General features: G+C 40.4%; 14 protein-coding genes. 13 read left to right on the forward strand and 1 reads right to left on the reverse strand.

Annotated features, from left to right (window positions below; translation table 11 throughout):
• Positions 1–6 precede the first annotated feature (6 nt).
• The 13 genes from fabD to uvrC all read left to right on the forward strand — a co-directional run bounded on the left by fabD (position 7) and on the right by uvrC (position 18,424).
• Entirely contained in the window at positions 7–948 is a 942-nt protein-coding gene (fabD, locus tag ACSV5T_RS06600; protein ID WP_438320571.1) for an ACP S-malonyltransferase, read from the forward strand.
• Position 949: 1 nt separating this feature from the next.
• The gene (gene fabG / locus ACSV5T_RS06605; RefSeq protein WP_005386974.1) at positions 950–1,693 is read left to right on the forward strand and encodes a 3-oxoacyl-[acyl-carrier-protein] reductase; all 744 of its coding nucleotides are present in this window, start codon (positions 950–952) and stop codon (positions 1,691–1,693) included.
• A gap of 51 nt (positions 1,694–1,744) precedes the next feature.
• Positions 1,745–1,975 (forward strand): acyl carrier protein, encoded by a 231-nt coding sequence (locus tag ACSV5T_RS06610; protein WP_004693441.1) that lies wholly within the window; start codon positions 1,745–1,747, stop codon positions 1,973–1,975.
• A gap of 77 nt (positions 1,976–2,052) precedes the next feature.
• Entirely contained in the window at positions 2,053–3,009 is a 957-nt protein-coding gene (locus ACSV5T_RS06615; RefSeq protein ID WP_005386972.1) for an NAD(P)H-dependent flavin oxidoreductase, read from the forward strand.
• A gap of 36 nt (positions 3,010–3,045) precedes the next feature.
• Positions 3,046–4,290 (forward strand): beta-ketoacyl-ACP synthase II, encoded by a 1,245-nt coding sequence (gene fabF, locus ACSV5T_RS06620; protein WP_295805447.1) that lies wholly within the window; start codon positions 3,046–3,048, stop codon positions 4,288–4,290.
• Positions 4,290–5,027 carry a ribonuclease III gene (gene rnc / locus ACSV5T_RS06625; RefSeq protein WP_438320572.1) on the forward strand — a complete coding sequence of 246 codons (738 nt, stop codon included), beginning with the start codon at positions 4,290–4,292 and terminating at the stop codon, positions 5,025–5,027. Before fabF ends, rnc begins: the two co-directional genes overlap by 1 nt.
• Before the next feature lie 196 nt (positions 5,028–5,223).
• Complete coding sequence (locus ACSV5T_RS06630; RefSeq protein WP_438320574.1) at positions 5,224–6,366, forward strand: elongator complex protein 3; 1,143 nt, start codon at positions 5,224–5,226, stop codon at positions 6,364–6,366.
• Positions 6,367–6,411: 45 nt separating this feature from the next.
• Positions 6,412–9,966: a chromosome segregation protein SMC gene (gene smc, locus ACSV5T_RS06635; RefSeq protein WP_438320575.1), complete on the forward strand. Its 3,555-nt coding sequence runs from the start codon at positions 6,412–6,414 to the stop codon at positions 9,964–9,966.
• Positions 9,966–10,901, forward strand: a complete 936-nt coding sequence (gene ftsY / locus ACSV5T_RS06640; RefSeq protein WP_024066706.1) for a signal recognition particle-docking protein FtsY — start codon at positions 9,966–9,968, stop codon at positions 10,899–10,901. The genes smc and ftsY overlap by 1 nt, the downstream gene beginning before the upstream one ends.
• Complete coding sequence (locus ACSV5T_RS06645; RefSeq protein WP_105085452.1) at positions 10,891–11,274, forward strand: hypothetical protein; 384 nt, start codon at positions 10,891–10,893, stop codon at positions 11,272–11,274. Before ftsY ends, ACSV5T_RS06645 begins: the two co-directional genes overlap by 11 nt.
• Positions 11,274–13,448 carry an excinuclease ABC subunit UvrB gene (gene uvrB, locus ACSV5T_RS06650; protein WP_438320577.1) on the forward strand — a complete coding sequence of 725 codons (2,175 nt, stop codon included), beginning with the start codon at positions 11,274–11,276 and terminating at the stop codon, positions 13,446–13,448. The genes ACSV5T_RS06645 and uvrB overlap by 1 nt, the downstream gene beginning before the upstream one ends.
• Before the next feature lie 147 nt (positions 13,449–13,595).
• The gene (gene uvrA / locus ACSV5T_RS06655; RefSeq protein ID WP_438320578.1) at positions 13,596–16,448 is read left to right on the forward strand and encodes an excinuclease ABC subunit UvrA; all 2,853 of its coding nucleotides are present in this window, start codon (positions 13,596–13,598) and stop codon (positions 16,446–16,448) included.
• A 149-nt stretch (positions 16,449–16,597) separates the two neighbouring features.
• Positions 16,598–18,424, forward strand: a complete 1,827-nt coding sequence (uvrC, locus tag ACSV5T_RS06660; RefSeq protein WP_438320579.1) for an excinuclease ABC subunit UvrC — start codon at positions 16,598–16,600, stop codon at positions 18,422–18,424.
• Positions 18,425–18,478: 54 nt separating this feature from the next.
• Here the strand turns inward: uvrC and ACSV5T_RS06665 are convergent, their stop codons facing one another.
• A complete protein-coding gene (locus ACSV5T_RS06665) occupies positions 18,479–19,816 on the reverse strand; it encodes an MATE family efflux transporter (RefSeq protein WP_438320580.1) in 1,338 nt (445 codons plus the stop codon).
• Positions 19,817–19,930 lie beyond the last annotated feature (114 nt).

Here is a 19,930-nt window from a genome sequence, read left to right on the forward strand (position 1 = left end):
GCCCTTATGAAAACAGCATTTGTTTTTCCTGGTCAAGGTTCCCAAAAAGTAGGCATGCTACAAGATTTGTACAATGCATATCCTATCGTAAAACAACGTTTTGAAGAAGCTGACGAAGCACTTGGTTATTCTATTTCCAAATTGTGCTTTGAAGGTCCTGATACTGAACTTGTTAAAACTGCTAATACACAACCAGCTATTTTAACTGCATCCGTAGCTTGCTATGAAGTTCTTAAAGAACAAGGTTTTACACCTGATATCGTAGGTGGCCATAGCCTTGGTGAGTATAGTGCTCTTGTAGCAGCAGGCGTATTGAACTTTAAAGATGCTGTATATGTTGTTCATAAACGCGGTGAATATATGCAAGAAGCGGTGCCATTGGGCAAAGGTGCTATGGCAGCAATTTTGGCATTGCCTCGTGAACAAGTTGTTGCAATTTGTGATGAAGTTAATGCATCTGTTGGCTCTGTACAAGCCGTTAACTTTAACTGCCCAGGCCAAATCGTTATTGCTGGTGAAACAGCAGCGGTGGAAGCGGCTGCAGAAAAGATGAAAGAAGCAGGTGCAAAACGTGCTGTTATGCTTCCTGTAAGTGCTCCATTCCACAGCCGTTTGATGGAACCTGCAGCTCTTCGTTTAAAAGAAGAGTTGGATAAAATCCAAGTGAGCGATGCTCAAATCCCTGTAGTAGCAAATGTTACAGGTAAAATTTTGACTAATGCAAACGATATTAAAGGGTCCTTAGTTACACAAGCTGCTAATCCTGTATTGTGGGAAGACTGCGTAGCTGAAATGGTTAACTTTGGCGTAACTCGTTTCGTTGAAGTAGGTCCTGGTAAAGTTCTTACAGGCTTTACTAAAAAGATCAATAAAGATATGGAATTAGCCAATGTTGAAGACATTGCATCCTTAGAGAAAACGCTTGAATTTTTGAAAGGGGTTCGATAAAATGCATTTAGAGGGTAAAGTAGCCATTGTAACTGGCGCATCCCGTGGCATTGGTCGCGCTGTAGCTATCAATTTAGCACAATCTGGTGCTGATGTTGTAGTTAACTATAGCGGTAGCGAAGGTGCAGCTCAAGAAACTGTTGAAGCTGTACAAGCTTTAGGCCGTAAAGCCATTAAAATTAAAGCCAATGTAGCCAATGCTGATGAAGTTGCTTCTATGGTAGAAGAAGCTCATAAAGAGTTTGGTCACATTGATATTCTCGTAAATAATGCGGGTATTACGCGCGACGGTTTGTTGATGCGTATGAAAGACGAAGATTTTGATGCTGTTATTGATATCAATCTTAAAGGTGTATATCTAGTAACTAAAGCAGTATCTAAAATCATGATGAAACAACGTTCTGGTCGTATTATCAACATGACATCTGTTGTAGGTGTTATGGGTAATGCGGGTCAAACTAACTATGCAGCTTCTAAAGCTGGCGTAATTGGTTTCACTAAATCCTGTGCTAAAGAATTAGCGAGCCGTGGCATTACTGTTAATGCTATTGCACCAGGCTTTATCAATACAGATATGACTGATGTATTGCCAGAAAAAGTTAAAGAAGCTATGGTTGCTGAAATTCCATTGGGCCGTATGGCTGATGCTGAAGAAGTAGCAACAGTAGCAACATTCCTTGCTAGCGATTTTGCTAACTATATTACAGGCCAAGTCATCAATGTAGATGGCGGTATGGTGATGTAGTTTCAAAATTAGACTATATATAAATACACTTTGAAAGGAGGTGAACCACCAATGAACACTTTCGATAAAGTAAAAGCAATCGTTGTGGAACAATTAGGCGTTGATGAAGCTGAAGTTACCATTGATTCTACATTCATCGACGACTTAGGCGCTGACTCCTTAGATATCGTTGAATTGATCATGGCATTCGAAGAAGAATTCAATGTTGAAATCCCTGACGATGTTGCAGAAAAAATTAAAACCGTTAAGGATACAGTAGAATATATTGATTCTGCTAAATAAGCTGTAAAGCTGACAATTCAGCCGCACGGGAGGCCGAGTGGCCTCCCAACCGGTTTTATTTACAGGAGGATTTGATAGTGAAGCTCCCTGAACTTCGCATTGGGAATCTAGTGGCCAAAGTACCTATTATTCAAGGTGGTATGGCGATTAGATTGTCTACAGCTCGCTTGGCAGCAGCCGTTGCAAATGAAGGTGGTATCGGCCTTATTGCAGCATCCGGTTTGCCGTTTGATGAATTACGATACGAAATACAATTAGCTAGAAAATTATCACCTACGGGTATTATTGGTATAAATGCGATGGTAGCAGCAACACAATTTGCTGGCTTAGTAAAAACTGCCATCGAAGAGGGCATTGATCTTGTAGTAGCAGGTGCTGGTTTTTCAAGAGATATGTTCGCAATGGGCAAAGAATCTGGTACTCCAATTGTACCAATCGTTTCGTCCGCAAAATTAGCTCGCATTTCTGAAGGTTTAGGTGCAGCAGCAGTCATCGTAGAAGGCTGCGAGGCTGGTGGCCACTTGGGTACGGATCGTTCCGCTCGAGAAATCGTTCCAGAAGTTGTAGCTGCTGTTAAAAACATTCCAGTTATTGGTGCTGGTGGTGTTCTTGACGGTCGTGACATTGTAGAAATGTTGAAATTAGGTGCTAGTGGCGTTCAAATGGGTAGTCGTTTTGCTGCTTCTGACGAATGTAATGCATCTGATGAATTGAAAAAAATGTATGTACGGGCTACTAATCCTGAGGATATTGTATTAATTCAAAGTCCTGTAGGTTTACCTGGACAAGCAATTAAAAATAAATTTGCTGAATCTGTATTAGACGGTACTGTAGCACCTCCAACGGTGTGTGATAACTGTTTAAAACATTGTTCCCATAAATTCTGTATCATCCGTGCTCTTTCTCGTGCACAACAAGGTGATGTGGAAACAGGTTTGGTGTTCTCTGGCAATAATATGAGAAAAGTCGACAAGATTATGCCAGTTAAAGATATCTTTGCTCAACTCAAACAGCAAGTAGCAGAGATTGATTAATTTAAAAGGGCTGTATAGCTATAAGAGGTGGAATAATTGGAAAAACGTGTAGTAATTACTGGCTTAGGGGCAGTGACTCCTGTAGGTATCGGTAAAGAGAACTTTTACAATGCGTTATTGGCAGGTCAATCTGGTATTGGGCCAATTACACGCTTTGATGCATCTGAATATGCAACGCGTATTGCTGGTGAAGTAAAAGATTTTGATGTTACAAACTATGGCGTAGACAAGAAAGAAGCTCGTCGTATGGACCGTTCTGTAGAATTGGCTATTGGTGCTGCTGTTCTTGCTTGTGAAGATGCTGATCTTGATTTGGATAAACAAGATTTAGATCGTTGTGGTACTGTAGTTGGTACTGGTATTGGTGGTATCGACTCTATCCATGAAGTATATGAAACATTATTCGAAAAAGGTCCTGGCCGTGTAAGTCCATTTGCAGTTCCTATGATGATTGCAAATATGACATCTGCACGTGTATCCATCCGTCTTGGCCTTAAAGGTCCTGTTATTACAGACGTAACAGCTTGTACTTCCGGTACAAATGCTATTGGCGATGCTTTCCGTATAATCCAACGTGGTGATGCTGATATCATGTTTGCTGGTGGTACTGAAGCAGCTGTATCTCCAGCAGCTGTAGCTGGTTTCGCAGCTATGAAAGCTATGTCTACACGCAATGACGAACCAACAAAAGCATCTCGTCCATTTGACCGCGATCGCGACGGTTTCGTAATGGGTGAAGGTTCTGGTATCGTTGTTCTTGAAGAATTAGAACATGCAAAAGCTCGTGGTGCTCATATCTACGCTGAAGTTGTAGGTTATGGTACTAATGGCGATGCTTACCACATTACTGCACCAGCTCCAGGTGGTGTACAAGCTCGTAAATGTATGGAATTGGCAATTAAAGATGCAGGTATCGATCCTAAAGACGTTAACTACATCAATGCTCATGGTACATCTACTGGTCTTAACGACAAAAATGAAACATTGGCTATTAAAGAATTATTCGGCGATCATGCTAAAAACATCGCTGTTAACTCTACAAAATCCATGACAGGTCACTTGTTAGGTGCTGCTGGTGCTATTGAAACTATCGTTATGGCGATGGCAATTGAGACTGGTAAAGTTCATCCTACAATCAACTGTGACAATCCTGATGAAGGTTTGGATCTAGACTATGTTCGCGAAGGTGCACGTGATCTTCAAGTTAAATGTGCTCTTTCCAACTCTTTCGGTTTTGGTGGTCATAACGGTACACTTTGCGTACGCCGTTATGAGGACTAATGGTAGCTGTTGAAGCGCATAAGAGTAAGATGACACAAGCTCGTGAAGAAGCTCTTCATGGGCTTGTTGCTCGTTTAGACATACCTGTGTCAGATATATCCATTTTAGATTGTGCTTTTACACATACATCTTATGCGAATGAACATAAATCAAAGCATATTAATCACAATCAGCGATTAGAGTTTTTAGGCGATGCTGTTTTGGATCTTATTATTGGGGAATACCTATTTAAGACATATCCAGACATGGCCGAAGGTAATTTGACGAAAATCAAGGCCGCTACAGTATGTGAGGATTCTTTAGCATCTGTAAGTCGTTCTTTGCAGCTAGGACAATATTTATTGCTCGGTCATGGCGAACGAGCTTCTGGTGGTAATGATCGTAATTCTATTTTAGCGGATACCTTTGAGTCTCTCATCGGCGCTATCTATATTTCTACAGATTATCAAACGGCGATGAACTTCGTTTTAAAGCATCTCATTACGTATATCAAACAAGCCTTAGAAGGTAAGCGTGGCAAAGACTATAAAACTTTGTTACAAGAATATGTACAACGAGATGGTGATAAACATATCGTTTATCGCTTACTCAGTGAAAGTGGCCCTGACCATGCAAAAACCTTTCATATGGTTGTAGAAATTGATGGTGTTACTTATGAGGCAGGCTCTGGTAAAAGTAAAAAAATTGCAGAACAACATGCGGCTCAATTAACATTAGAACAGTTAATGGCCAAATAGAAAAGCGCCTAATGGCGCTTTTTTCTGTATAATGGTATATAGAATAATACATATATTTATTTAGCGATTTTCATATATAAAATCTTATATATTAATATATTAATTACATATCACAATCATTAAATACATGGATTTTAATGTATTAACATATAAGATTTTTAACTAATATGATTTTATATAAGAAGGGAGGGTGACTATGAAACCATTTGGAATGATTCCTTTTTTTATACCTCATGTAGGGTGTCCTTATGTATGTACATTTTGTAATCAATCTCGTATTACAGGCCAATCTGGTATTAGTCACTTAACACCGGCTTATATTAAAGATACGATTACAGAGTATGTAGGTAGTAAACGAAACGACAAGTATTGGGAGGTCGCCTTTTATGGTGGATCGTTTACAGCTATCCATACAGATTTACAACATCAATTACTAGCTCCAGCTTCTGAGATGCTTAAGAGCGGTATAATTGATGGTATACGCTGCTCTACACGGCCTGATGCTGTAGGTGATGAAGCAATTACTTTGTTACAGTCTTATGCGGTAAAAACAGTAGAGCTTGGTGTACAGTCTATGAATGATGATATTTTAGTCGATGCTAAGCGCGGTCACACTGCAGAAGAGGTAGTAGAGGCTGTAGCAAGATTAAAAAAACGAGGAATGACAGTGGGCGTGCAACTTTTACCAGGCCTAAAGGGTGAAACTTGGGAAACAATTCTAGAAACCGCTATTGCTGTAGTTAAATTAAAACCAGATTTTGTACGAATCTATCCTGTTCTTGTTATAGAAAATACGGAACTAGCAGATCAATATAGATCTGGTGAATACGAACCATTAAGTACTGAGCAAGCTATTACATATTGTGCATTCTTAAAAGAATGGTTTGAAGAACATAATATTGAAGTTATACGCACTGGATTACAAAGTAGTGAAGAGCTCGACTCGGGTAATAGTTTGGTAGCTGGCCCTTATGAGCCAGCTATGGGTGAGCTTGTAATAAATGAACAGTATAAACAGCGTATTGAGAGATGTTTTGATGAACACTTTTCTTCAGAACGCTGTTTAGAGAACCAGTATGCATATCATATTTCACCATCAGTTAATCACTATAGCCATAAGGTTGAATGTAGAACTCATGCGAATAATACGAATAAGTTAGCGAAACATAAGATACTGATTTCTTATCCTAGAAACCTGACATCAAAGGTACGAGGCCTTAAAAATCGCAATATTTTATATTTCCAAGAAACATATCCTCAATTTAGCATAGATTGGTGTGAAGATAATACGAGAAATACTGTTCGTTGCTGTATTGATGGCCTACAATATATGTTATAATAAAAGATATGATTATTCGGGGTTGTTAGTAGAAAGGAGGCAGTCATGCAATTACTTCGGTTAGAATTAAAGGGCTTTAAATCGTTTGCAGATAAAACGGTTGTAAAATTCTCGCCAGGAATGACTGCCGTTATTGGACCTAACGGAAGTGGTAAAAGTAATATTACGGATGCTATGAAATGGGTTTTAGGGGAATCCAATGTCCGTAACTTACGTGGTCAAAAAGCAGAGGACATTATTTTCTCTGGTACGGAAAAACGTAAACCAATGAGTGCAGCTGAGGTTACACTTGTATTTGACAATAGTGACCAACAATTAGATGTAGATATGGCTGAGGTGGCTATTACACGCCGTATTTATCGTACTGGTGAAAGTGAGTTCCTTATCAATAAACGCTCTTGTCGTTTAAAGGATATTCATCTTTTATTAGCTGATACAGGCCTGGGGAAAGACTCAATGGCTATTATCGGTCAGAACCGCATTGATGCTATTTTGAATTCAAAGCCTGAAGAGCGTCGTTTGATCTTTGAAGATGTAGCAGGTATTTCTCGTTTTAAAATCAATAAAGAAGATGCATTGCGTCGTATTGCTAGCACAGACCGCAACATGGAACGCGTACGCGACGTTATGGCTACAATTGAAGAACAACTTGGACCTTTATCTGAAAAGGCTGAAAAGACTAAGAAATATATGACCTTAAGTCGTACAAAGCGCGACTATGATGGGGCGTTAGGCTTTCATAATTACAAGACATCAGATCGTCTGTTAACGCGTTTTGAAAACGATAATATTGCTTTTAAGGATGAAGAAATTGAGCTTCAAACGGAGTTGTCCAAATTAGAAGCTCGTCGTCATACATTGCAATCATCTTCCACTAAAGAGCAAGAACAGCTTAAATTGTGGGAAGCTCAGTATACGGAAAAGCAACGTGATGAAGAGCGTTTAGCAGGTCATTTACGTCTTTTAGAAGAACAATTAAAGACCGCTCACCGTGAATTAGATGAAACGTCTATGCGCATTAGCGAGCTCGAGGCTACTCAAAAGGGAGAAGAGCAGCAATTACGCATTTTAAATCAATTGATTCAAGATGAAAGTGCTCAACTAGTAGAGAAAGAATCTAAGCTAGAAGAGCTAGAAGCTAATTATAATAAAGCTGTTGAAGATGTCGGTGCAGAACAAGCTAAGTTCCAATCCTTACAATCCAATCGAGAAGCATTTGAGCAACATCAATTAGAAATTGTGAGTGCTATTGAAACAGCAAAGGCTAGTATTCGTAGCTTAGAAGCTCGTAAGGTTGAATCTGCAAAGCAATGTGATGTTTTAATGGCTGAAATAGCGCAAGTAGATAGTGAACTACAAGCAGCACGTGCTGAATATGAAGAATTAGGTCAAAAATTTAATGCTATTTCTGCACAACGCCAAGCTCTCGTTGATGGTGGCAAAGAAGCAGTTATACAAGCTCGTGAGGAACGCAAAGAGTTACAAAAACTTCGTACCCAAGAACAACGTGCAAAAGGTCGTTTAGAGCTCTTAGCGCAATGGGAAGAACAGCATGAAGGTTACTTAGAAGGAACTAAGAATATTCTTAATGGTAAGGGCGCTTGGCGTGAACAGATTACGGGCGCCGTTGGTGATCTCTTTACGGTTGAGGACAAATATACAACAGCTATTGAAACGGCATTAGGCGGTAGTGTTAACCATGTTGTGACCACTACAGCTCGTGCTGCTGCAGAAGGTGTTAAGTATTTGAAATCTATCCAAGGTGGCCGTGTAACCTTCTTGCCGATGGATTCAGTAAAAGGGAAACCCTATGATACGCCAGCCTTACGTGAAAGTTGTGTCATAGGTACAGCCGTTGACTGTATCTCCTTTGATAATAAGTACGCTCATATCTTCCAATATTTATTGGGCCGTACGTTAGTCGTATCCTCTATGGATGAGGCTATTGGATTACAGAAGAAATATAATCAACAATTGCGCATTGTAACCCTTACAGGGGAGCAATTCCAACCAGGTGGTTCTTTAACGGGTGGTGCTACAAAGCGCAAGCGTGCCTCCGTATTGAGCCGTAAGGAAGAGGCTGCTAGCCTTGAACAGGAGCTTGTACAAATTGACGAGCAAATCCGTTCTTTAACAGCCAGTTTAGAAAATCTCGAAAAACGGGTTGAAGAGGCTGAAAAAGAACGAGCTACCCTTGATGAAAGCTATCAACATACGAACTTACTCTATGTAGCGAGCGAAACAAAGGTACAAAATATACAAAATCAAATAGATCGTAAGAAACGTGTTCTTTCTGAAGAAGAGCAACGTTTAGTACAAATCGATATTGATTTATCAACTACAACAGCTAATTTAAAAGACCAAGAAACAGCACTTGCTTCCTTACAAGAAAATCATGGTGTAGAGGGCAATCAAGGGGCCTTGATGGAGCGTTTAACTGTATTGCAAAAGATACAGCAAGAGGCGTATGAGGCTTTCACTGAAGCTCGCCTTACTTGTGATACATTGCGACAAACCATTAAGGAACGTGAAACTCAACGGGAACAACGCAATCAATCTATTGCTAGCATTGTAGATCGTCTAACGCCGTTGCGTAATTTGCTAATCAGCACTACACAGCGCTGTGAAGAGGAATTACCGAAGGCTAAAGTATTAGCAGAACAGGAGTTAGCTGCGGCTACAGCAGAGGTTGAACGTTTGCGTACTCTTCGTGATGAGGCTTATGATAAGACATCTACAGGTCGTGAGGAATTGGAATCTATCCTTAGCGAGCAAGACAGATTAAATCAACGCTACAAAGTGGTACAAAGTCGTCTTGTAGATATGGAAGGTAAAATTACTCGTCATCGCATGGATTGTGAACGCTTTGTAGAGGAGTTACAAGAGTTGGGCTTCACATTGGAAGATGCGCAAGCCCTTCGCATTGAAGGCTCTGTCAGCGATTGGAAGGATGAACAAGCTCGTTTGATGGCTGAAATTGCCGAGCTTGGTCCAGTCAATCCAAATGCCGTTGAGGAATATGAAGAAACTAAAGAACGCTATGATTTCTTAACTACACAATTGGCGGATTTAGATACGGCGAAGGAGCAATTGCAAGCGGTTATTGCGGAAATGGATAAAGCTATGAGTACACAGCTATACGATGTATTAGATGTGGTAGGCCGCAGATTCCAAGAGGTATTTAGCCAATTATTTGGTGGTGGTACAGCCCAAATTGTACTGACAGATCCAGATAATATCTTGACCGGTGGCATCGACTTTTACATTCAGCCACCAGGAAAAAAACGCCAACAATTGACTTTATTGTCCGGTGGTGAACGGGCTCTTACAGTTATTGCTTTATTATTCTCGTTTCTCGACTATCGTCCGGCCCCATTCTGTGTGCTTGACGAAGTTGACGCAGCCCTTGATGAAGCCAATGTAGAAAGATTTAGCTCTTACCTAAATCGGGTAAATAAAGAAACACAATTTATCGTAGTATCACACCGTAAAAAAACAATGGAAGCTGCCGAAGTATTACAAGGGGTAACCATGGTTGAACGGGGCGTATCGCGATTATTAACAGTAGCATTTGAAGATGTGAAGGAGGATCTCGCATAATGGCATTCGGATTCTTTAATAAAATTAAAGAGGGCTTAGAAAAAACTCGTAAGTCCTTTGTAAAAAATGTAGAGACAGTTATCATTGGTTATGCAGAAATTGATGATGATTTCTTAGATGATTTAGAAGCAGTTATGCTTACTAGTGACCTTGGTCCTAAAACAACAGAATATTTGATGAAGGAAATTCGTCGTGGTGTAACAGAAGGTATTATCAACAATACTGGTGATGTAATGCCTTTTATGGAAGACCGCATCACAGAAATGCTAGTTGACCAAGAAGATGAAATTACACTTCACCATCCAGAGGTTATACTTGTTGTGGGTGTAAACGGCGTTGGTAAAACAACAACTATCGCTAAATTGGCTAACTACTATACTAAAGAAGGTAAAAAGGTTATTATCGCTGCAGGTGATACATTCCGTGCCGCTGCAGCTGACCAATTATCCATTTGGGCAGATCGCGTTGGTGTGCCTATCGTTAAACATAAAGAGGGTGCTGATCCTGCAGCTGTTGTATACGATGCAATGGAAGCAGCAAAAGCTCGTAATGCAGACCTCGTTATCGTCGATACAGCAGGTCGTCTACACACTAAAGTTAATCTTATGGAAGAGCTTAAAAAGATGGGCCGCGTAGCGAATAACCACGTAGAAGGGGCTCCGCATCAAACATTGCTCGTTCTCGACGGTACTACAGGTCAAAATGCTGTAAGCCAAGCTAAATTATTTGGTCAAGCAGTGCCAGTAAACGGCATTGTGGTGACTAAACTTGATGGTACAGCAAAAGGTGGTGTAGTTATCTCTATTAAAGAGGAACTAGGTGTACCAGTGCGCTGGATTGGCGTTGGCGAAGGCATGGATGACTTACGTCCATTTAATGCGAAAGAATTTGCTAATGCACTATTTAATAAAGGAATGATTCAAGGTGACAAATAAATATAACCGGGAATTCTTACTTGAATATGTAGAATCTGAAAATAAGAAAAATGAATGTAATGTTAGCCTAGAAAATATGGAAAAGATTGTTAGCTTAATCGAGTATTTTGGCATTGAATTATATCGTCCTATTACAAGATTGCTACTTTCAAACTGGGAAGAGATTACAGAACGTATTAATAACTATACTGAATCAGATTGGATGATGGCTGATGAAATTCAAAAGACTACGCCTACATTAGATCGTTTCTCCATTGCTATGCTCATCGAAGTCTTAGAAGGTGAAGATACGTTGAACCAAGCAGAAAATGCAGGTCGTCGTCTATCTGAGGAAGAGCTCAAAGCTATCCGTAAACATCAGGATGAACAGTAATGAAACATAATACATATAATTACGAAGGGGGCCAGCCATTTAAAGTGGAGGCGCCCTTTACGCCTACTGGGGACCAACCAACTGCCATACAATCTCTAACAGAAGGTATTGAGCGCGGTGAATGGGCTCAGGTCTTGCTCGGTGCTACTGGCACAGGTAAGACATTTACGATGGCAAAGGTTATCGAGGCCGTACAAAAACCGACCTTGATTATTGCACACAATAAAACATTGGCTGCTCAATTATGTAGTGAGTTTAAAAGTTTCTTCCCTAATAATGCGGTAGAATACTTTGTGTCGTACTACGATTTCTATCAACCAGAAGCATATATTCCTTCAAGTGATACGTACATCGAGAAGGATGCGTCTATCAATGATGAAATCGATAAATTACGACATAGCGCTACGATGAGCCTCTTTGAGCGTCGCGATGTGATCATCGTTGCCTCTGTTAGCTGTATTTACGGCTTAGGTGACCCTGAGGACTACTCTGAACTTGTGCTGTCCTTGCGCTTAGGTCAGACGAAATCTCGCGATGAAATTCTGTCTAAACTCGTAGATATCCAATATACGAGAAATGATATGAACTTTATCCGCGGTACCTTCCGTGTACAAGGGGATACTATCGAGATTTTCCCTGCCGCGTATAGTGAAAGAGCCATTCGGGTGGAACTCTTCGGCGATGAAATCGATCGACTCGTGGAGGTAGATGCTTTAACAGGTGAAGTGATTGCTGAACGTAAACACGTTGCAGTCTACCCAGCATCTCACTATGTAACAACGAAAGATAAGATGCGTATTGCTGTAGAGCGTATTGAAGCCGAATTAGATGAACAGTTAGCTAAGTTAAAGGCTGCTGACCGTTTACTTGAGGCTCAACGTCTTGAACAGCGTACCCGTTACGATATAGAAATGATGCAAGAAATGGGCTATTGCTCTGGCATCGAAAATTATTCCCGCCATATGTCTGAACGTAAGGCTGGAGAGGCGCCATATACATTGATAGACTATTTCCCAGATGATTTCCTCATCATGGTGGACGAGTCTCATGTAACGATACCTCAAGTGCGTGCCATGTACAATGGTGACCGTGCACGTAAAGAATCACTTATCGAATATGGCTTCCGTCTGCCTTCAGCACTTGATAATAGACCGCTTCAATTCGATGAATTCGTGGAGCGTATCAATCAAATCGTCTATGTATCAGCAACGCCTGGTCCATACGAAATGGAAGTACAAACGAATATTGCAGAGCAAATTATTCGTCCTACCGGTCTACTTGATCCATCCATTGAGATTCGTCCTATTAAGGGACAAATGGATGACTTGCTCGGTGAAATTCATAAGCGAGCTGCTAAGAATGAGCGTGTCCTCGTTACGACCTTAACAAAGAAAATGGCGGAGGATTTAACAGAGTTCTTGAAGGAAATGGGCGTTCGTGTTCGATACCTCCACTCAGATATCGTTACCATCGAGCGTGCTGAAATTATTCGGGACTTACGAGCTGGTGTATTCGATGTACTCGTTGGTATCAACTTGCTTCGTGAAGGCCTCGATATGCCAGAGGTTTCTCTCGTCGCTATATTAGACGCAGATAAGGAAGGCTTCTTACGTTCCGATACGGCTATGATTCAAACTATCGGTCGTGCCGCTCGTAACGTGAATGGTCACGTTATCATGTATGCAGACCGCATAACAGGCTCTATGCAGCGCGCTATCGATGAAACCGATCGCCGTCGTGCCGTTCAAGAGGCTTATAATATTGAACATAATATTACGCCTAAGTCTGTTTCTAAAGACGTTAAAGAGCTTATTGAATTAACGAAAATCGAAGAAGATATGGACACTGATGGCAAGGGACTTTCACCGAAGAAGGGGAAAAAGAAATCCTCTACACCGGGAATGGACCATGGACACGAACCATATGTACAAGATATATCTACGCCTAAGGTGGCAGATATAACTCCGGAAGAGTTATTCAATAAAATTGAAGAACTAGATCGTCAAATGAAGGCCGCTGCAAAGCAGCTTGAATTTGAAAAGGCCGCTAAGCTACGTGATCAATTGGGCGTATTACGTCAACAATGGTCTGATATGCATAGCGCAGGTGAAAGCAAGTTAAAAAAACCGGCATCCTCTAAAGGTAGAAAGCGGACTAGTCCAAAGAGTAAATAGATTGTAATAAAACGCATAGATTATATAGATTGTAATAAAACACATAGATTATATAGACTATATGTGCGATAATATAGATATATTATTTCATGTTAGTAAAAAGAGAGATGATGCCGTTTGGTATCATCTCTTTAAATAGGGAACATAATGAAAGATCAATTGATAGTAAAAGGTGCGCGTCAGCATAACCTTAAAAATATAGATATATCCTTACCACGGGACCAGTTTATTGTGTTGACAGGCCTCAGTGGTTCTGGCAAATCGTCCTTGGCATTCGATACGATTTATGCAGAAGGGCAACGACGCTATGTAGAGTCTTTATCTGCTTATGCGCGACAATTCTTGGGACAAATGGATAAACCTGATGTAGACTATATTGAAGGCTTATCTCCAGCTATTTCTATCGACCAAAAGACTACAAGCCGTAACCCTCGTTCTACAGTTGGTACTGTAACGGAGATTTACGATTACTTGCGTCTATTATTTGCTCGTGTAGGTCATGCCCATTGTCCAGAATGTGGTAAGCCTATTACACAACAAACAATACAACAAATGACAGATGACGTAATGAGCTTCCCAGAAGGTACTAAGATTTTAGTATTAGCCCCTATGATTCAAGGGAAAAAAGGGGAGCATAAATCTGTCTTTGAACAACTTCGAAAAGAAGGCTTTGTTCGTGCCCGTGTAGATGGTGTTGTACGTACATTAGATGAAGATATTATATTAGAGAAAAATAAAAAACATTCCATCGATATCGTCGTAGACCGTCTCGTTGTAAAAGAAGGTATTGAATCTCGCTTAGCAGATTCTATGGAGACCGCATCAAAATGGGCAGAAGGCATCGTTGTTATCCAAGAGGTAGACAGCCCTGAACACATGTATAGTCAACACTTTGCATGTCCAGATTGTCATATTTCCTTGCCGAAAATTGAACCGCGTATGTTCTCCTTTAACAGCCCATTTGGTGCTTGTCCAGCTTGCTTGGGGATTGGCTCCACTATGGAAGTAGACGAAGAGCGCGTTATTCCAGATGGATCTATTAGCTTTGCCGATGGATGTGTACAAGCGTTGAGCTCTAACCCTAATGCATGGTTTATGCGCCAAGTAGAAGGTCTATTGAAGGCCAATGGATACTCGTTAGATTCTACCTATGATGAACTGCCAAAAGCCTTGCAAAAAAAGGTAATGTACGGTACGACGGATAAGGTGGCTTTCACGTATGAAAATATGCGCGGTGAAGTAAAAGAATTCTTTACAGAGTACGAAGGTATTTTGCCGATGGTAAAACGCCGTCATAGTGAAGCCTCTACTGATTCTATGCGCGAAGAGTTTGAAAAATTTATGTCCATTAAGCCTTGTACTACATGCCATGGAGCTCGTCTTAAACCTGAAGTATTAGCCATTACCGTAGGGGATAAGAATATTAATGAGGTAACGCAGTTAACGATTAAAGAAGCACTCGATTTCTTTGGTACCTTACACCTTACTGAACGGGAACAAGTGATAGGTGCTCAGATTTTAAAAGAAATCAATGCTCGTCTTGGGTTCCTAAACAATGTTGGCCTTGATTACCTTACTATGAACCGTAGTGCAGGCACTTTGTCTGGTGGTGAAGCGCAACGTATTCGTCTAGCTACGCAAATCGGCTCTGGTTTGGTAGGTGTATTGTACATCTTAGATGAACCGTCGATAGGTCTACATCAACGAGATAATGATCGACTCATCGATACTTTGAAAGGCTTACGGGACTTAGGTAATACCTTGCTCGTTGTAGAACACGATGAAGATACGATGCGTGCTGCCGATTATCTTGTAGATATTGGTCCTGGTGCAGGTGAACATGGTGGTCAAATTATTGCAGCCGGTACAGTAGAGGAAGTGATGAAGGTAAAAGACTCTATTACTGGTCAATACTTGAGTGGCCGCAAGTTTATTGCCCTTCCTGAAGAACGTCGTAAGCCAGGTAAAAATTGTATTGAAATTCGCGGTGCTAAGGAAAACAACTTACAAAATGTAAATGTAAAATTCCCTATTGGCTTATTCAATGTTGTTACTGGCGTTAGCGGCTCTGGTAAGTCTACCTTAATCAACGAAATTCTCTACAAAGGTTTAGCTAATCAATTATATCGTTCTAACCACAAAGTAGGGGATCATAAAGAGATTCGTGGTCTTGAACATATCGATAAGATCATCAATATCGACCAAAGCCCTATCGGTCGTACGCCTCGCTCTAATCCTGCTACCTATACAGGTGTATTTGATGCGATCCGCGAGCTCTATAGTCAAACACCGGAAGCAAAGATGCGCGGTTATAAACAAGGTCGCTTTAGTTTTAACGTAAAAGGTGGACGCTGTGAAGCTTGTCGTGGTGACGGTATCATCAAAATTGAAATGCACTTCTTACCAGATGTGTATGTACCTTGTGAGGTTTGTAAGGGTGCCCGTTATAACCGAGAAACCTTAGAGGTTAAATACAAAGGCAAATCGATTGCCGATGTATTAGATATGACCGTAGACGATGCAGTAGAATTCTTTGGTGCCATCCCTAAAATTCATCGTAAGATGGTTACTTTGCAAGAGGTAGGTTTAGGCTATATTCGTTTAGGTCAAGCCGCAACAACCTTATCTGGTGGTGAAGCACAACGCGTTAAATTAGCTACTGAATTAGCTCGTCGCAGCACAGGTAAAACACTATACATCCTAGATGAACCGACTACAGGTCTTCACGCTGAGGATATTCGCAAGTTATTACACGTATTGCAACAACTCGTAGAGGGTGGCGATACAGTTGTGGTTATCGAGCATAATTTAGATGTGATTAAGATGGCAGACCATATCATAGACCTTGGGCCTGAAGGCGGTAATCGCGGTGGCACTATCGTAGCTACAGGTACACCTGAGGAAATCGTTAAGGTGAAAGAAAGCTATACGGGCAAATTCTTAGGTCCTGTATTAGAACAGACTAAGAAATTTATGAAAGCAGCGAAAAATAAGAAATAAAATAGAGGATTAAATTTAGTTTCGATAAAAAACATAATGGAAATAGAATATATTTTCTAAGTATTTATCATGAACATATTTTAGATAAGAATATATTTTAGATAAGAATATATTCTATTTCCTTGAAATCTATAAGGAAAGGAGGACATATGCCATCTGAAGAATTACTAGAGAAGGTCAGTCATTTGCCGACTACACCGGGTGTGTATTTATGGCGTGATCAGTACAACCGCATCATATATGTAGGTAAGGCTATTAACTTACGTAATCGCGTGCGGTCTTATGTGCGTAATGATGCGAACCGAGCACCTAAGGTTACGGCTATGATGAAGCGTGCCGTCGATGTAGAAATCATCCAAACAAAGACAGAGATGGAAGCTCTCATATTAGAGAATACGCTTATCAAGGAGCATGAGCCTAAATACAACATTCGGCTTCGCGATGATAAGACTTATCCGTATGTGAAAATTTCCGTACAAGAGGATTACCCGCGCGTATATATGACGCGTCGTCTTGAACGTGATGGAGCTAAGTACTTTGGTCCTTTCACGGATGTTACATCGGTCCATGTAGTATTGAAATTGATACGCCAGTACTACCCTCTGCGCACATGTAAGTCTATGAAGGTAGTGCGTCCATGCTTGCAATATCATATGCACTACTGTGAGGCGCCGTGCTTTAACAAAATATCTATACCAGACTATCGGAAGTACATCGATGAAATCATAGAGCTCTTTGAAGGAAAGCCTATACCATTGTTGAAGGAAATCAAAGAGAAGATGGAACTAGCTGCAGAAGACTTACGATTTGAAGATGCAGCACGGTATCGAGATCAGTTGAGCAGCATTGAAAAAATACAAGAAAAACAACGTATGGTTACACAACGGGGCGACTTAGATGTATTAGGGATTGCTGTTGATACATCTATGGCCTGTGTACAGCTATTATTCATCCGTGGTGGACGACTATTAGGTCGTGAGAATTATTTTGTTCAACACGATGGAGATACTCCAGAAACGATTATGACGGACTTTATCAAGCAATACTATGGGGATACGAACTTCATTCCGAAGGAATTATTATTACCGATGGATAGTTCTGATAGAGACTTATTGAGTGAATGGTTTACACAGCTCAAAGGGCAGAATGTAGAGGTATCTGTGCCTCAGCGTGGCTATAAGATGGACATGATCAAGATGGCTCATGAGAATGCAGAAACCTTCCTTGAAGAACGACGTCGTCAATGGCAGTACCAAATCGATAAGACTGGTGGGGCCGTTAAGAAATTAGCGGAAGTCTTAGACTTGCCGCGATTACCAGAACGCATGGAGTGTTTCGATATTTCTCATACGCAAGGGGCTGAAACTGTTGCGTCTATGGTTGTCTTTGAAGGTGGTAAGCCGGCGAAGAAGGAATATCGTCGTTTTAAATTGAAAACTACGCAAGGTAAACCTGATGACTTTAAGTCTATGGCTGAAATTATGGAACGACGCTATGGTAATGAAACAGATTGGCCTATGCCTGATCTGATTATTATCGATGGTGGTAAAGGACAGCTCAATGCAGCTTTGCCGTTAATACGTGCCGTAGGTGTTACAGATGTGCCTGTTATCTCTTTGGCTAAACGCATTGAAGAGGTTTTTGTAGAAGGACAATCTGAAAGTATCATCTTAAGCCATCACACACCAGAGCTTCAATTGCTTCAACAAATACGTGATGAAGCCCATCGATTTGCCATTACCTACCATCGCAAATTGCGAGGTAAACGTAACTTAGAGTCTATTTTAGATCATATTGAAGGAATTGGTCCTAAACGTCGCAAAGCCTTGTGGGCACATTTTAATAGTTTAGAGGCTATGAAAGAGGCATCCATTGATGAACTTTCAAAGGTGGAATCTATGAACTATAAAACGGCAGAAGCATTATATAATTTCTTCCGCATGTCTAAGGTAGAAAAACAAGATATGTTGAAATAAAAAAGAGCATCTTATTTAAGATGCTCTTTTACTGTATACGTATGTTATTTATTTTTATTGACGCTGAATGTACCAAGTACGCCAAGTGAACAATACACCTGCTGTTAGTACGCTAGCGAGTAACCCAATCCATACACCAAATGGTCCGTAATTAGGATTATTAGCAAGAATATAGGCGGTTGGGAAGCATACGCCCCAATAGGATATGAGGGAGATATAAAGAACTACTTTTACATCTTTATAGGCTCTCAATATACCTTGTAAAGGGGTTCCAATGGCATCGATAGCAGAGAAGAATACACCGTATCCAAGGAAGCTGTAGATAAGCTTGTATACTTCATCATCATTTGTAAAGAGATCTGCAATAGCGTCCATATTAGTAAACGTAAATGTACAAATCATGATAGCCAATACAATGGCTAAGAGACGAGAAATATAAGAGTACTGGATAGCCTCTTGTTTACGACCTGCCCCAAGTTCATAAGCAACTGCAATGGTAGAGGCCATAGCGATACTAAGAGGTAAACAGTAGAATACATTGGTAAAGGAAATAACAGATTGATGAGCAGCTACGACGGCGGATCCAAAGTGAACCATCAATAGGCCAGCAATACTAAAGATACTAGCTTCTAAGAAGATGGAAAAGCCAATAGGAATACCTATATGTAGCTGTTCGCGAATGTAGTGAAAACTTGGTTTACTGAAGTCTTTAAAGATACGATATCCCTTTAACTTCGGATGTAATAGTAATACTAAGCTGAAGAGAATAAAGTTAGTCCAGCAAGTACCTGCTATACCATAGCCAGCACCGACACCACCGATTTCAGGAAATCCGAAATGCCCAAAGATGAGCGAGTAGTTCAAGAATACGTTCACAATAAAGCTTGTAAATACGATGGCCATAGAATAATGTGTTAATCCATGACTGTCGACTGTATTGCGTAATGTATTAACCCAAAGTAGAGGGAATAAACCTATAGCGAAAGCTTTCAGATAACTAATACATACCTCTGCTGCTGCCGGTTCAAGATTGAGGGCTGTCAGTAGTGGACGTAAGCCAAAGAGTCCAATCATTAAAATGATGAATGCTAAGCCCGTACCTATATAAAGGCCTTGGTAGAAGATGGTTGCGATATCATCTGTTTTCTTAGCCCCTAATAACTGAGAAATAATCGGTGTAATACCTAATAATGTTCCTTGTGCAAAGATATAGAATAGGAGCCATAAATTATACCCCGTAGCAACCCCTGCTAAATCTATCGTACTATATTGTCCCGTTAAAAAGATGGCTATAAATGTACCACCTATAAGGGAAAATTGCGTTATGCACATAGGAGTAAATAGTTTAATGAACAACCATAACTTTTGTAATATAGAATATGTTTGATACATACTTACCTCCCTTAGTAATGATAATTATACGATATCATAAAGTAGTCTAATTTAATAGATAAATTCCTTAGGAATTGGGAATTAAATGTATATTATTTCGCATATTATGACTAA

The organism is Veillonella sp. ZSJB6 (assembly GCF_051549505.1).
GTDB lineage: Bacteria > Bacillota > Negativicutes > Veillonellales > Veillonellaceae > Veillonella.

Excerpts from the sequence above, each read along its gene's own strand:
- fabD (WP_438320571.1), top strand. The coding sequence starts at position 7 with ATGAAAACAGCATTTGTTTTTCCTGGTCAAGGTTCCCAAAAAGTAGGC.
- uvrB (WP_438320577.1), top strand. The coding sequence starts at position 11,274 with ATGAAACATAATACATATAATTACGAAGGGGGCCAGCCATTTAAAGTG.
- ACSV5T_RS06665 (WP_438320580.1), bottom strand. The coding sequence starts at position 19,816 with ATGTATCAAACATATTCTATATTACAAAAGTTATGGTTGTTCATTAAA.
- fabG (WP_005386974.1), top strand. The coding sequence starts at position 950 with ATGCATTTAGAGGGTAAAGTAGCCATTGTAACTGGCGCATCCCGTGGC.
- ACSV5T_RS06630 (WP_438320574.1), top strand. The coding sequence starts at position 5,224 with ATGAAACCATTTGGAATGATTCCTTTTTTTATACCTCATGTAGGGTGT.
- uvrA (WP_438320578.1), top strand. The coding sequence starts at position 13,596 with ATGAAAGATCAATTGATAGTAAAAGGTGCGCGTCAGCATAACCTTAAA.
- ftsY (WP_024066706.1), top strand. The coding sequence starts at position 9,966 with ATGGCATTCGGATTCTTTAATAAAATTAAAGAGGGCTTAGAAAAAACT.
- rnc (WP_438320572.1), top strand. The coding sequence starts at position 4,290 with ATGGTAGCTGTTGAAGCGCATAAGAGTAAGATGACACAAGCTCGTGAA.
- uvrC (WP_438320579.1), top strand. The coding sequence starts at position 16,598 with ATGCCATCTGAAGAATTACTAGAGAAGGTCAGTCATTTGCCGACTACA.
- smc (WP_438320575.1), top strand. The coding sequence starts at position 6,412 with ATGCAATTACTTCGGTTAGAATTAAAGGGCTTTAAATCGTTTGCAGAT.
- ACSV5T_RS06610 (WP_004693441.1), top strand. The coding sequence starts at position 1,745 with ATGAACACTTTCGATAAAGTAAAAGCAATCGTTGTGGAACAATTAGGC.